The following is a 14,281-nucleotide window of genomic DNA, read 5'->3' as shown; positions in this document are numbered from 1 at the left end:
ACCGCTGGGAACGCCCTGATCTGCGACGCAGTTTTTCGTCCTCGGGTGGATCCAAAAAACTTTTTTGGATCCACCCGCCTCGGGCGTCCGATGGGGCCCTTTAATGTCAGTGCCTGTTGGCAGACTGTGTTCATGGAAGGCTTCGGGAATTCAGCACTGACAGGAGCGGCGCCGCACGGCGGCGACCTGTACGCTGCCGCTGTTCCCCAGGCCTTGCTTCCGGATGCAGTTTTTCTTTTTGACGCGATTCCCGCCGGTTGGTTCTCTGACGAGACTCTTCCGTTCGATGAGTTCGCGGACGACGGATTCCGGGCTGACGGGTTCCTGGAGGACGGGGCTCCCTCCGACGATGGCCTCGACGCCGTGTATCCGGAGTCTTTTCCGGAGGACCCGTTTCCCGAGGCACTGTTTTACGACGCGGTGTTCGCCGGCGGTGCGCCCTCCGTCGCTGATACACCTCGGCTGAGTCTCGACGCCAGGCTCACAGCGGCAACTGCCATTCTGAAGGCCGACCTCACCGCCGACGGCCCCGGCCTGATCGACCAGACCAAGGCGCTGGAAAAATTCAAACGCTGGGCCACTGGTCAGCAGGCCCGGCTTGCCGTCACTTTCGAGGTCAGGCACCGCGAGGAACAAGCCGCACCCGGGGCGCTGGCCATTGCCGGCAACGCCGCGCTGGCTGATCCGGGGCAGGCCAGCCACAACCCACTCTCGGCCGAGGACCTGGGCAAGCCACGCCCCAAAGAACAGACCATGGGCGCGGCCGAACAGATCGCACTGGCCCGGGGCGAGTCCCCGCACCGCGGCGGCCGGCTGCTCGGCATGGCCAAGGCCCTGGTGACCGAGATGCCGCACAGCCTGGCCGCCCTGGACACAGGTCAGCTGAACGAAGAACGCGCCATGCATATGGTGAAAGAGACAGCATGTTTGAATGTCGAGGACCGGATCGCGGTCGACGAGGAGCTCGCTGCGGATACGGGGACGTTCAACGGCGCCGGAACCCGGACCGTCATCGCCGCTGTCAAGGCCGCCGCCATCCGCAGGGACTCCCGCTCCGTCACGCAGCGCGCCAGCCACGCCGCATCGGAGCGGTCCGTGAGCCTGCGCCCAGCCCCGGACTGCATGACCTACCTGACAGCGTTGCTGCCCGCCCATCAGGGCGTCGCGGTCTATGCGGCCCTGACCAGGCACGCCGACACCCTCAAAGCCGCCGGGGACCCCCGCAGCCTGGGACAGATCAAGGCCGACACCCTCGTCGAATGGAGCACCGGCACCCCCGGCGGCATCACCGGCATCGACATCAGCCTCGTCATGACCGACCGCACCCTCCTCCAAGGCGACAGCGAACCAGCACGCCTCGAAGGCTACGGCACAGTCCCCGCACCCTGGGCCCGGGAGCTCCTCGCACAGCAGGACGAACAGGGAGAAGGACAAGGAGCAGGACAGGGTAGGGCTCCGGGCCAGAGCTTGCCCGGGCGCCACGATTCCGGCCCGCCGGATCATCTCCAGACCGCAGCTGGCCGTTCAGCCGCCGGAGGCTCGAACATTTCCGGCCCAGGCACCGGCCACAAGGACGCAGGCCAGCAGGACGCCGTGCAAGAACTGAAGATCTGGCTCCGCCGGCTCTACACCGCACCGGACACCGGCGACCTCGTGGCCATGGACTCACGGCGCCGGCTCTTCCCGCCACCACTGCGCCGCTTCATCCAAATCCGCGACAACACCTGCCGCACACCCTACTGCGACGCACCCATCCGCCACCACGACCACATCATCCCCTGGCACAACAACGGCCCAACATCCCTCGCCAACGGCGCCGGACTCTGCGAAGCCTGCAACCACACCAAAGAACACCCCGGCTGGAACGCAAAACCCAGACCCGGACCACGACACACCATCGAAATCACCACCCCAACCGGCCACACACCACTCCACCGCACCCCCACTACCAGGAACGCCACTGCCAGGAATGCCACTCTCCGGAGCCAGTTCGCCCGGAACCCGGCTGAGTGAAGCCAGCCTGCCCAGAAACGGCTTACTGGGAGACGGCCTCTTGGGAACCGGCCGGGGTGGAATCGGTCACTGAGGTTCCCGCGGTCCTTGAAACCCTCTATCCGGAACGGCCGGGTAAGTAGCCCGAGTCGGGTGACCTGTGGCGGGGCACTTTAAGGACTGGGCACCTTAGGGACTAGGCACCTTGGGGGTTGGGTACCTTGGGGGCTGGGTACCTCAACCAATGTTGCGGACTGCTGCCCGAAAAACGACCCGCCGGCGCAAGCCTGCAGGCATGGCCACAGCGTCTCCGGCCACGCGCGCCTACACCGTGAGTCGCGGGCATGACAAAGGCCAGGCCTGCCGCCGGTTTCCGGCGAAAGGCCTGGCCCTTGTTCGTGTTTCCCAGTCCAGGAATTACTGGCCCGGTGATGCCTAGTCCAGTGTTGCCTAGTCCAGGTAGTCGCGCAGCACCTGCGACCGGGACGGGTGGCGGAGCTTGGACATGGTCTTGGATTCGATCTGACGGATGCGCTCACGGGTAACGCCGTAGACCTTGCCGATTTCGTCTAAAGTCTTCGGCTGGCCATCCGTGAGGCCGAACCGCATGGCAACAACGCCGGCTTCGCGCTCGGACAGCGTGTCCAGCACGGAGTGCAGCTGTTCCTGCAGCAGGGTGAAGCTCACAGCATCGGCCGGAACGACAGCTTCGGAGTCCTCGATGAGGTCACCGAACTCGGAGTCGCCGTCCTCGCCAAGCGGTGTGTGCAGCGAAATGGGCTCGCGGCCGTACTTCTGGACTTCGACGACCTTCTCGGGGGTCATGTCCAGCTCGAGCGCCAGCTCTTCGGGCGTAGGTTCGCGGCCCAGGTCCTGCAGCATCTGGCGCTGGACACGGGCCAGCTTGTTGATGACTTCCACCATGTGCACCGGGATACGGATGGTGCGGGCCTGGTCCGCCATGGCACGGGTAATGGCCTGGCGGATCCACCAAGTGGCGTAGGTGGAGAACTTGAAGCCCTTGGTGTAGTCGAACTTCTCGACAGCACGGATGAGGCCGAGGTTGCCTTCCTGGATGAGGTCCAGGAACAGCATGCCGCGACCGGTGTAGCGCTTGGCAAGCGAGACGACAAGGCGGAGGTTGGCCTCGAGGAGGTGGTTCTTGGCGCGCTTGCCGTCGTGGATGATGAACTCAAGTTCGCGCTTGTACTTCGGGTCCATCGAGCCGTCATCGGCGGCGATCTTTTCTTCGGCGAACAGGCCGGCCTCGATGCGGAGCGCCAGGTCAACTTCCTGTTCGGCGTTGAGGAGGGCTACCTTACCGATCTGCTTCAGGTAGTCCTTGACGGGGTCGGCGGTGGCGCCAGCTGACATGACCTGCTGGACAGGTGCATCGTCGTCGTCGGCGTCAGAGTAGACGAATCCCGAACCGGTAGGCGCTGCGGCTTCCTTGCCGGCCTCGTCGGGTTCATCGACCAGATCAGCGGTGTCGGGCTGGGCGTCGTCCAGGTCCTCCTCGGACTCCAGCTCGGCATCGTCATTGGTTGAGCGGCTTCCGGCAGCTTCGGCTGCAGCCTTGGCTCCGGGCTTGGGTCCGCGCTTCTTGGGCTCGGGCTTCCCAGCGGCACGGGTGGTTGCACGCTTGGCGCTGGATGCCGCCGGCTTCTCCTCGGCAGTGTCAACGGCCAGGGCGGCGGGTTCCTTCTTCGCGGAAGACGGGGTCACAGAAAACCTTTCTAGCGGCGGTCTGTGGAGTCACCTTCGGGCAACACCACTATGACCCTGTCAAGTCCGTGATTGACATCAGATGCAACCGACCGACAGGGCCACTAAGTAGAACTGCCGGGACGGCCGCAATGTTCCCGTTCGGGATCACTGCAAGCATTGATTCACGGACCCAACCGGGTCTCGGCCTCCATTGTCTCATGATTTTCCGCGCCAGGGGCCGACCGGACCGTAAGACGCCCCGGCGGCGGGTCATGTCGGCGCCGGCGGCCCTGATCGAGGCAGCTGATCGAGGCAGCTGATCTAGCAGCTGATCTAGGCAGCGTCCGATCCGAACTTCTGCCACGCGGCCTCGCGGCGTCCTGCCCAGCCGCAGAGTGTTCCGCGCCGGACAACCTCGGACAGCAGCTCGGCCAGCCGGTAACCAGGACTGGCTTCCAGCGCCCGCGTCAACGATGCGTCCGCGAAGGAACCTCTCCCCCGGCACCATTCGATCCAGCCGGTCGCTGTGAGCGCCGCAGCCTGCGCCTCGCCCCCGCCGCACGACGACAGATCATGCATCAGGCGCTCCAAGCGTTTCAGCGTGTCCCAGTCCGGCACCCGTGGGCTCAGGCCCAGCAGGACTTCGCCGTATCCGGGCAGGGCATCCGGGCCGCAGCCGGAAGCGGCGGCGTCGCCGACGCTGTCGTCGGACTGTTCAGGAAGGAGCGGAGACAGCCGCACCTCCGGCAGCGGCGGGCACGACACGGCCTGTCCTGTCCCGGCAGAGAAGATCCCGAAGGCTTCGGCGCCGGCTGCCGCCGCGGCGCGCCCGGCGGCAGCCATGACCAGTACTGCGTCGCGCCACGCCGGCACACGCAGCGATGCGCGCAGAAACCCGGCGAGTTCCGGTTCGAGACCGCCGCCCTCGCCAGTTGCAAGTGGACCGGAATCAAGCGGAACGGCTCCCTCCGGAATGGCATCAGGCGAAACAGTCTGCAACGCAGCTGCCCAGGCGTCGAGAACCGCGTCGAACTGGGCCCGATGAGTTCTCTTCCCGGCCAGGGCCATATCCCACCGGCGTTCGGCTGCCATGACGTCGGCGTCGTCCGCTGCCGGCGTATCTGCATTGCCGGGCGACGCCGCACCGGGCGGCGCGCCGACGCTGCTGCCCAGATACACCATCTCGGCGTTGAGCCGGCTGTCCCGGATCTCGGTCACGGGGCGGCCCGGCAGCGGGCAGCAACCGCTGTCGGTGCAGTAGACGTTGCGCCAGTACTCTGCGCCCACCCGCCATGCGTCCCGCACAGGCATGCCCGCCAGCCCGAGGGCACATTCCAGATCGGCGAGCAGCGGCCGAAGAGACGACGCCGCCCCACCTTCCCTGCCGTCATCGTCGAAGCCGCCGTCGGCAAAAAAGACCAGCAGCGTGCCATCAGCGTCTTTGTCAGCCAGCAAGTACTCCGCCACTGTCCTGGCGAACGCCTCCCGGCTGCGGCGGCCTCCGCCCGCCGGGAGGTCGACGCGAAGCGTCGCTCCGAGGCGTTTGCCCTGCATGGTCATGGCCACGAGGCTCTCCGACGGCCAATAGCCCAGGCTGTGCGGGATATAGCCAAGAATGTCCTCGGGTCCGCTGATGGTGAGATGCTCCGGTGCTGTCATGGAAACAGCTTCCGACGGCGGTTATTGCCGGCGCGACCGGCAGATTGTGCATGTGGACAACGGGGGTCTGTTGAGGAGCAGTGCCCCGCGGGCAGTCAGCCGGCACCGTCTGCCGAGGAGGCGCCGTCAGCGGGGAAAAGCCTAGTCGCGGGACAGTGTCTTGCGGCGGGCAATCCGTTGCCTGCGCTGCTGGGCCATTGCCTGCAGCAGTGGCGGCACTACCACGCCCTGCGCGGCCATCTGACGGCGGACCTTGCGGCGGACCACCAGCATGGCGACGGACCCGACGCCGAGGAGCAGGAAGTGCACGCACAGCGCGATGCGGAAGGGCTCGAGGCCATAGAGTTCCCCGCGGGAAAAGCCCGTGGAGTTGAGGATGTCCAGCACGGCGCCGATCAGGTAGATGGCCATGAGCGCTGCGAAGAAGCCGCCGACGTTGACGATGCCGGTAGCGGTCCCGATCCGGTGGGCCGGGTTGAAGGTACGGGCGAAGTCGAAGCCGATCATGGAGCCCGGGCCGCCGATGGCCAGCACCACGATGAGAACGGCCAGCAGCCACAGCGGCGAGCGGCCGGGATAGAGCAGCACGGCCGCCCAGGCCGCTGCCGTGGCGGCGACGAGGAGGAGGACCATGGTGGAACGCCGGAGGGGGTGCCGCGAAACGAAACGCCCGATCAGCGGGCCTGCCCCGATGGCACCGGCCACGTAGAGGGACATGAGCGAGGCGACGGTGCCGGCGTTAAGGCCCTGCGCCGAAATCAGGAACGGGTAGCCCCAGGTCATGGCGAACACCGTCCCGCTGAACTGGATGGTGAAGTGGCTCCACATCCCCAGCCGGGTCCCCGGCTGCTTCCACGCACGGGACAGGGACACGCCGGTGGCGCGCAGCCCCTTGGCAGCCTCCTGCCTGGGCGTGCCGGGCGGCACGTCCTGCAGCATCAGGACCACCAGCACGACGGCGACTCCGGAGAATCCCGCCAGCGCAAGGAACGCCGGGGTCCAGCCCGCGGTGTGCAGGATGAAGGCAAACGGCACCACGCTCAGCAATTGGCCGAGCTGCCCGGACATGCCGGTCAGCTGGGTCAGCAGCGGAACCCTGGCGGGCTCGAACCACAGCGGAATCAGCCGGATGACGGAGATGAAGGTCATGGCGTCGCCGGCACCCACGAGCACGCGTCCCAGCACACCGGCCGGCACGCTGTCTGCATATGCAAGCTGCAGCTGGCCCAGGCCCATCAGCAGGGCGCCCCCGGCGATCATGGCCCGGGAGCCGAACCTGTCCACCAGCACACCCACCGGAATCTGAAGGCCGGCGTACACCAGCAGCTGCAGCACGGTGAAGAACGAGATGGCCGAGGCGCTGGCGTGAAACCTCTCGGTCGCCTCCAGGCCCACCACACCGAACGACGTACGCTGGGTCACAGCCACAAGGTACGAAAAGATACCGATGGACCAAATGAGCCAGGCGCGGGGTGCAGTCACCTTTTTATTATCCCCGGGCGGAACAAAAATACTATTTATTTTGCCCGCTTTTTGCCTTCAAGTGACGAGTCTTATGCCGCCCAGTGACGGGGCTTACGGCGCGGGGTTCTCCCGCGCCAGGTAGGCCTCCACAGCGGCGCCCAGCGCGTCGCCGTCGGGCAGTTCGTCGTTCTCATTGGCGAGCAGGGACCGGCGCACCGTGCCCTCGGCTTTTTCGTCATAGCGGGCCTCCAGCCGGGCCACCACCTGCTGGACTTCCTCGGAGGCCTCGATCTGCTCGGCAATCTGCCGGCCGACTTCACGGCCGGACTCGCGCAGCCGGTCTGTCGGCAGCATCAGCGAGGTGGCCGCGCCCAGGTACTCCAGTCCAGCCACGGCGGCCGGGGGGTACTCCGCCTCGGCGAGGTAGTGCGGCACGTGGATCACGTAGCCGGCAACGTTGCGGCCGGCGCCGCTCAGGCGAAGTTCCAGGACATGCCCGACGGCGGCCGGCACCTCCACGGTCGGCTTCCAGGAGGAGATGCCCTCGATGAGCTCGGGCCGGTTACCGTGCACGGTCACCCCGACCGGACGTGTGTGGGGCACGGGCATGGGAATCGAGTGGATCCAGGTCACCAGGTTGACATCCAGAGCCTCCACGATCTGCACCACGGCACGCGCGAAGCGTTCCCACTGCAGGTCCGGCTCGAAGCCGGCGAGGAACAGGAAAGGCTTGCCCAGCCCGTCAACCAGCCTGTAGAGGGCCAGGGTGGGCGGCTGGTAGTCCTGCAGATGGTCCTCAACAAAGGTCACATGCGGACGCCGGGACCGGTAGTCCATCAGCTGGTCGGCGTCGAACACGGCCACACGTTCAGAGTCGAGTGTGTCCAGCAGCTCGTCGGTGATCTGCCGGACCACGTGGCCGGCGTCGGCGAAGCCGGTAAAGCCCATCACCAGGTTCAGCCCGCGGAGCTCAGGGTTATGGAACAGCCCAATGTTCTTGGCATAGAGCGCGTCGGGGTCCAGCAGCGAGCCGGAGATCCTTTCAAACACGGCGAGTTCCTTTCGTGGTCGGGGGTTATTCTTCATAACGCCCGGAACAGCGGCGTCATTCCTCGGGGCGTTGTGGCGAGCCTCTCAACCGGCCCGGATCCCCGGCGCTCCCCCGCTGTTGCGGAACGAGAGACTACGATCGGAATTGGCTTCCTTGGAAGTTGGCGCCGCTGCCCTGCATGGACGGCGGCCGACACCCGCGAGTGGGCGCCTTGCTGCGCTCCCTGCCCGAACAATCACAGAGAATTGAGGACCGATCCTCGTGGTCAAGAATACTGAAATCAACCTTAGTGCCATTGCAAGGGACCTGAAGAAGGCGGCAAGTGACGCGGTGGTCATCGGCGTCGGACAGGGCCCGGACGGCCCGTTCCTGCTGGAAAACCCGCTGACCGCGAAATCTGTTGAGGCCCTGACCGACTCGCTGAAGGTTCTCGGCATCACCGGCGCCCCGGACCAGGCGGTCCGCCTTCCCGGGCTTCCGGAGACGGGCTCGGGAATCCTCGTGCTGGCCGGCGTGGGCAAGATCGACGCCGGCGGAAGGGTCTCCGGGGAGGCGCTGCGCCGCGCGGCCGGCTCCGCTGTACGCCAGCTTGCCGGCCTGTCCTCTGTCACGCTGGCGTTCCCGACGGCGAATGTCGCCGATGTTGCCGCCATCGCCGAGGGTGCCGCGCTGGGCGCGTACTCCTTCACCGAATTCCGGTCCAGCAGGGACGGCCTCAAGGATCCCGTGGCGGACGTCGCGATCTTTACCGAACTCGCCGGCGACAAGGACCTGAACGCCGCACTCGACCGTGCCCGTCTGCTGGGCAAGGCCGTCAACGCCACCCGCTCGCTCGTGAACCAGCCCCCGAGCCACCTCTACCCCGAGTCGTTCGCCGATGCCGCCAAGGAACTGGCCAAGGGCCTGCCCGTCAAGGTCACCGTGTGGGACGAAAAGCGCCTGGAGAAGGAAGGTTTCGGCGGCATCATGGGTGTCGGCAAGGGTTCCGCCCGGCAGCCGCGCCTCGTCAAGGTGGAGTACTCCCCCGCCAAGGCCACACGAAAAATCGCGCTGGTCGGCAAGGGCATCACCTTCGACACCGGTGGCATCTCCATTAAGCCGGCCCTCGGCATGGGCGATATGAAGAGCGACATGGCGGGCGCCGCCGTCGTGCTTAATACGGTCCTGGCCCTCGCGGGCCTGGGGCTGCCTGTCAAGGCGACCGCCTGGCTGTGCATCGCCGAGAACATGCCATCCGGCGCGGCCTCGCGTCCTGCCGATGTGCTGAGCATGTTCGGCGGGAAGACAGTGGAAGTCCTGAACACCGACGCCGAGGGCCGGCTGGTCATGGCAGACGGCATCGTCGCCGCAAGCCAGGAGTACCCGGACGCCATCATCGACGTTGCCACCCTGACCGGTGCGCAGCTGATCGCGCTCGGCAACCGGACCGCCGGCATCATGGGCGCGGACAGTGTGACCGGCCCGCTGAAGGCGGCTGCTGACCGGGCCGGCGAGCTTGTGTGGCCCATGCCCCTGCCTGAAGAACTGCGGCCCAGCCTCGATTCCCAGGTGGCGGACATCGCCAACATCGGTGAGCGCCACGGCGGCATGATGACGGCGGCCGTGTTCCTGCGCGAGTTCGTGGGCAAGGACAAGGACGGCCAGACCATCCCGTGGGCGCACATCGACATTGCCGGGCCGTCCTTCAACAACGGGGCACCCTACGGCTACACGCCGAAGCAGGGCACGGGCTGCACCGTGCGCACGCTGGTTGCCTACGTCGAGGATCTCCTGGCCTGAGCCGTTGTGCCCCGCGGCTGTGTGGCGGCGTGATCCGCTCGCCACACAGCCGCGTGACACTCGACACAAGCGCTCCACAAAAGGACCGGCAAGGTGGAGCATGGATAAGTGGTTCGCTAAGGTGAACCACGGTAGTCACAAATGAAAGGGAAAAGGCCTGCTGGCATAATCACGGCAGAGCAATTTCCAAGACCAGATGATGCGTACTCTCGTGTCATCGTTCACGCGAGGGAGCGTCTAAGTGGCCGATCAGGCAACTGCGCAAGAATTCGACATCCTGGTACTCGGTGGTGGCAGCGGCGGGTACGCCACGGCTCTCCGGGCCGTTCAGCTTGGCTTCACCGTTGGCCTCGTGGAGAAGGGCAAGCTCGGCGGTACCTGCCTCCACAACGGCTGCATCCCCACCAAGGCGCTGCTGCACTCGGCCGAACTGGCAGACCACGCCCGCGACTCCGCCAAGTATGGCGTGAACGTGACGCTCGACAGCATCGACATCACCGCTGTCAACGCCTACAAAGACGGCATCATTGCCGGCAAGTTCAAGGGCCTGCAGGGCCTCATCAAGTCCAAGGGCATCACCGTCATCGAGGGTGAGGGCAAGCTCCAGGGAACCGACACCGTCGTCGTGAACGGCACCGCGTACAAGGGCAAGAACATCGTCCTCGCCACGGGTTCCTACTCCCGCACGCTGCCGGGCCTGGAAATCGGCGGCAAGGTCATCACCTCAGACGAAGCGCTCACCATGGACTACATCCCCAAGAGTGCCATCATCCTGGGCGGCGGCGTGATCGGCGTCGAATTCGCTTCTGTCTGGAAGTCCTTCGGCGTTGACGTGACGATCGTTGAGGGCCTGCCCTCCCTCGTCCCCAACGAGGACGCCACCATCGTCAAGAACTTTGAGCGCGCCTTCAAGAAGCGCGGCATCAAGTTCTCCACCGGCGTCTTCTTCCAGGGCGTTGAGCAGAACAACGACGGCGTCAAGGTCACCCTCGTCGACGGCAAGACCTTCGAAGCCGACCTTCTGCTCGTGGCCGTGGGCCGCGGACCCGTCACGGCCAACCTCGGCTACGAGGAGGCCGGCCTGAACATCGACCGCGGCTTTGTCATCACCAACGAGCGCCTGCACACCGGCGTCGGCAACATCTACGCGGTCGGCGACATCGTCCCCGGCGTGCAGCTGGCGCACCGCGGCTACCAGCAGGGCATCTTCGTCGCCGAAGAAATCGCCGGCCTCAAGCCCGTCATCGTCGAAGATGTCAACATCCCCAAGGTCACCTACTCCGAGCCGGAAATTGCGACGGTCGGCTACACCGAGAAGGCCGCCAAGGCCAAGTTCGGCGACGACCAGGTCGAAACCCAGGAATACAACCTCGCCGGCAACGGCAAGAGCTCCATCCTGGGCACCAGCGGCCTCGTCAAGCTGGTCCGCCAGAAAGAGGGCCCCGTCGTCGGCGTCCACATGATCGGCGCCCGCATGGGAGAGCAGATCGGCGAAGCCCAGCTGATCGTGAACTGGGAAGCCTACCCCGAGGACGTGGCCCAGCTGGTCCACGCCCACCCGACCCAGAACGAATCCCTGGGCGAGGCGCACCTGGCGCTGGCAGGAAAGCCCCTCCACGGCTAATTCGTTCCGCAAGACACCAAGGGCCCGGTGCACCGGCTCGAACAGCACGGTGCACCGGGCTCGAACACTGCAGCAATTCATCCGCACTTTTACATCAATAAGGAGAACGGGGACGACATGTCTGAATCCGTTAACTTGCCCGCCCTCGGTGAGAGCGTCACCGAAGGAACTGTCACCCGCTGGCTCAAGCAGGTAGGTGACCGGGTAGAGGTGGACGAACCGCTGCTCGAGGTTTCCACCGACAAAGTAGACACCGAAATCCCCTCTCCGATCGCCGGCGTCATCGAGGAAATCCTCGTCGCCGAAGATGAGACCGCTGAAGTTGGCGCTCCGCTGGTGCGCATCGGTGACGGCTCGGGTAGTGGCGCCGCCGAAGCACCGGCAGCAGCGCCCGACGAGGAAGCACCGGCAGCACCCGCCGAAGAGGCACCTGCCGCTCCCGCTGAAGAGGCACCGGCCCAGGAAGCACCTGCCGCCGAAGCAGCACCCGCATCCTCCGGCGAGGGCCACGAGGTCACCCTGCCCGCCCTTGGCGAGAGCGTCACCGAAGGCACCGTCACCCGCTGGCTCAAGGCTGTTGGCGACACCGTGGAAATTGACGAGCCGCTGCTCGAGGTTTCCACCGACAAGGTAGACACCGAAATCCCGTCCCCCGTGGCAGGTACGCTGCAGGAAATCCGCGTCAACGAGGACGAGACCGCCGAGGTTGGCTCCGTCCTCGCCGTCATCGGCTCCGGCGCCGCTGCCCCTGCCGCGGCTCCGGCGAAGCCCGCCGAGGCTCCCGCCGCTCCCGCTGCAGAAAAGCCGGCACCGGCAGCTGCCCCGGCAAAGGAAGAGGCGCCCGCGCCCGCTCCCCAGGCTGCACCGGCACCGCAGGCAGCGCCCGCTCCCCAGGCCGCACCGGCACCGCAGGCTGCTCCCGCCGCAGGCGGCGAGTCCGGCTACGTCACTCCGCTGGTGCGCAAGCTCGCCAACCAGCACGGCGTGGACATCGCCGCCGTCTCCGGCACCGGCGTTGGCGGCCGCATCCGCAAGCAGGACGTCCTGGCCGCTGCTGAATCCAAGGCCGCTCCCGCAGCACAGGCAGCCCCTGCCGCTTCTTCGGCAGCCCCGTCGACCGCTGCTTCCTCGCTGCGCGGCACCGTGCAGAAGGCTCCGCGGATCCGCCAGGTCATCGCCCGCCGCATGCGCGAGTCCCTCGAGGTCTCCACCCAGCTCACGCAGGTGCACGAGGTCGACATGACCAAGATCGCCAAGCTGCGCCTCAAGGCCAAGAACTCGTTCCAGGCCCAGAACAGCGTCAAGCTGACCTTCCTGCCGTTCATTGCCAAGGCCGTGGCCGAGGCCCTCAAGCAGCACCCGAAGCTCAACGCTGCGTACGACGAAGACAAGCAGGAGATCACCTACCACAACGCCGAACACCTGGCGATTGCGGTGGACACCGACAAGGGGCTCCTGGTTCCGGTCATCTCCGACGCCGGCAATCTCAACCTTGCCGGCCTCGCCGGCAAGATCGCCGACGTCGCCGGCCGTACCCGCGACGGCAAGATCGGTCCGGACGAGCTGTCCGGCGGTACGTTCAGCATCACCAACATCGGTTCCGTCGGTGCGCTGTTCGACACCCCGATCATCAACCAGCCGCAGGTCGGCATCCTGGGCACCGGTGCGATCGTCAAGCGCCCCGTCGTGGTCCAGGACGAGAACGGTGACGACTCGATCGCCATCCGCTCCATGATGTACCTGTCCCTCACCTACGACCACCGCCTGGTGGACGGTGCGGACGCCGGGCGCTTCCTGCAGACGCTGAAGGCCCGCCTCGAAGAGGGCGCGTTCGAAGCGGACCTGGGACTGTAAGCCGGGGACTGTAACCAGCAGCCAACGACGACGGCGGTGCGGGCACCGGTGGATTGCCACCGGAAGCCCGTACCGCCGTCGTTATTTAAGGCGCTCCGCTGTCCGGTTAACACCGCCGGCACAGTGTTAACCGAGCTCACGCGTGGATTTGCTACAGGACGTAGAACAGACTGGCTAAGCTGGTGCCATGACTATTCTCTTTAGCATTCTGGTGTTCCTGCACGTTGTCGGAGCCGCCATGATCGTGGGCTACTGGATCGCCACGATGAAGCAGCCCACCGTGCACCCCCGCCAGCGCGACGGAGCCTTCCTGCAGTTGCTCACGGGCATCGCCATGATGGGCCTCCTTCCGCTGCTGCCCGACGCCCACCCGAACTACGCCAAGCTGGGCATCAAGTTCGTCATCGCCGTCGTTGTTGCAGTCCTGGCCGTCATTGGATCGCGCAAGGTCAAGAACGGGCAGCCCGTCTCAACCGGCCTCGCACACGGCGTTGGCGGGCTGGCTCTGATCAACATCGCCATCGCCACCCTGTGGAACTAACCGGTACCAGGCCACAAAACCCGCAGTCCGGTCATAATCCACTGACAGCGGACAACCCGTGCACCGGCCGCACCGAATCCATAGGATTGGTAGCGGCGGGGGCTTTGGCAGGTGCCGGCCCCCGGATCGAATCAACGTTGAGGAGTGACATGGCTACAACACGCACCGCGCACACTGTATGGACCGGCAGCCTGACAGAGGGCTCAGGCAACACGACCCTGGACAGCTCGGGCCTCGGCACGTTCGACGTCACCTGGAAGGCCCGCACCGAAGCGGCAGGCGGCAAGTCCAGTCCCGAAGAACTCATCGCCGCGGCACACTCCGCCTGCTTCTCCATGGCCTTCAGCCACGAGCTGAGCCAGGCCGGCTTCACCCCGGACGAAGTCAACACCAAGGCAGAGGTCGGCTTCCAGCCCGGCACCGGCATTACCGGCAGCCACCTGACCCTGAACGCCCGCATTCCCGGCATCTCCGAAGAGGATTTCCAGCGCATCGCCGAATCCGCCAAGAAGGGCTGCCCGGTATCCCAGGCGCTGACCGGCATTGAGATCACCCTGGACGCCACACTGGCCTCCTGAACCTAAGGCGCTGGTCTTTTAGGATCAGAAAA

At 65.9% G+C, this 14,281-nt stretch carries 9 protein-coding genes and 1 pseudogene; 6 read left to right on the top strand and 4 right to left on the bottom strand.

What is annotated here, in order from left to right; genetic code table 11:
* Positions 1 to 132 precede the first annotated feature (132 nt).
* Positions 133 to 2,086 (top strand): annotated as a pseudogene (locus tag ACFQ50_RS19530) (HNH endonuclease).
* A gap of 356 nt (positions 2,087 to 2,442) precedes the next feature.
* On the opposite strand, the gene ACFQ50_RS19525 reads toward ACFQ50_RS19530, so the two are convergent.
* The 4 genes from ACFQ50_RS19525 to ACFQ50_RS19510 all read right to left on the bottom strand — a co-directional run bounded on the left by ACFQ50_RS19525 (position 2,443) and on the right by ACFQ50_RS19510 (position 7,872).
* Entirely contained in the window at positions 2,443 to 3,717 is a 1,275-nt protein-coding gene (locus ACFQ50_RS19525) for an RNA polymerase sigma factor (RefSeq protein ID WP_377997290.1), read from the bottom strand.
* A gap of 315 nt (positions 3,718 to 4,032) precedes the next feature.
* Positions 4,033 to 5,358, bottom strand: coding sequence for a DUF4192 domain-containing protein (locus tag ACFQ50_RS19520; RefSeq protein WP_377997289.1), 1,326 nt, complete (start codon positions 5,356 to 5,358; stop codon positions 4,033 to 4,035).
* Positions 5,359 to 5,499: 141 nt separating this feature from the next.
* Positions 5,500 to 6,840 carry a nitrate/nitrite transporter gene (locus tag ACFQ50_RS19515; protein WP_377997288.1) on the bottom strand — a complete coding sequence of 447 codons (1,341 nt, stop codon included), beginning with the start codon at positions 6,838 to 6,840 and terminating at the stop codon, positions 5,500 to 5,502.
* Between the two features lie 93 nt (positions 6,841 to 6,933).
* On the bottom strand, positions 6,934 to 7,872 hold the full coding sequence (locus ACFQ50_RS19510; protein ID WP_377997287.1) for a proteasome assembly chaperone family protein: 939 nt from the start codon (positions 7,870 to 7,872) through the stop codon (positions 6,934 to 6,936).
* A 262-nt stretch (positions 7,873 to 8,134) separates the two neighbouring features.
* Between ACFQ50_RS19510 and ACFQ50_RS19505 the strand changes: the two genes are divergently transcribed.
* From ACFQ50_RS19505 to ACFQ50_RS19485, 5 genes are all read left to right on the top strand, one after another.
* Positions 8,135 to 9,652, top strand: a complete 1,518-nt coding sequence (locus ACFQ50_RS19505) for a leucyl aminopeptidase (RefSeq protein WP_377997286.1) — start codon at positions 8,135 to 8,137, stop codon at positions 9,650 to 9,652.
* A 241-nt stretch (positions 9,653 to 9,893) separates the two neighbouring features.
* Positions 9,894 to 11,276, top strand: coding sequence for a dihydrolipoyl dehydrogenase (gene lpdA / locus ACFQ50_RS19500; protein WP_377997285.1), 1,383 nt, complete (start codon positions 9,894 to 9,896; stop codon positions 11,274 to 11,276).
* Between the two features lie 117 nt (positions 11,277 to 11,393).
* Positions 11,394 to 13,130, top strand: coding sequence for a 2-oxoglutarate dehydrogenase, E2 component, dihydrolipoamide succinyltransferase (gene sucB / locus ACFQ50_RS19495; RefSeq protein ID WP_377997284.1), 1,737 nt, complete (start codon positions 11,394 to 11,396; stop codon positions 13,128 to 13,130).
* Positions 13,131 to 13,317: 187 nt separating this feature from the next.
* On the top strand, positions 13,318 to 13,671 hold the full coding sequence (locus ACFQ50_RS19490; protein ID WP_377997283.1) for a hypothetical protein: 354 nt from the start codon (positions 13,318 to 13,320) through the stop codon (positions 13,669 to 13,671).
* A 149-nt stretch (positions 13,672 to 13,820) separates the two neighbouring features.
* Positions 13,821 to 14,249 (top strand): OsmC family protein, encoded by a 429-nt coding sequence (locus tag ACFQ50_RS19485; protein WP_377997282.1) that lies wholly within the window; start codon positions 13,821 to 13,823, stop codon positions 14,247 to 14,249.
* Positions 14,250 to 14,281: the final 32 nt, after the last annotated feature.

It is taken from the genome of Arthrobacter sp. NPDC056493 (assembly GCF_042795115.1).
Classification (GTDB): domain Bacteria; phylum Actinomycetota; class Actinomycetes; order Actinomycetales; family Micrococcaceae; genus Arthrobacter.
This window is presented reverse-complemented; position numbering and strand designations above follow the sequence as displayed.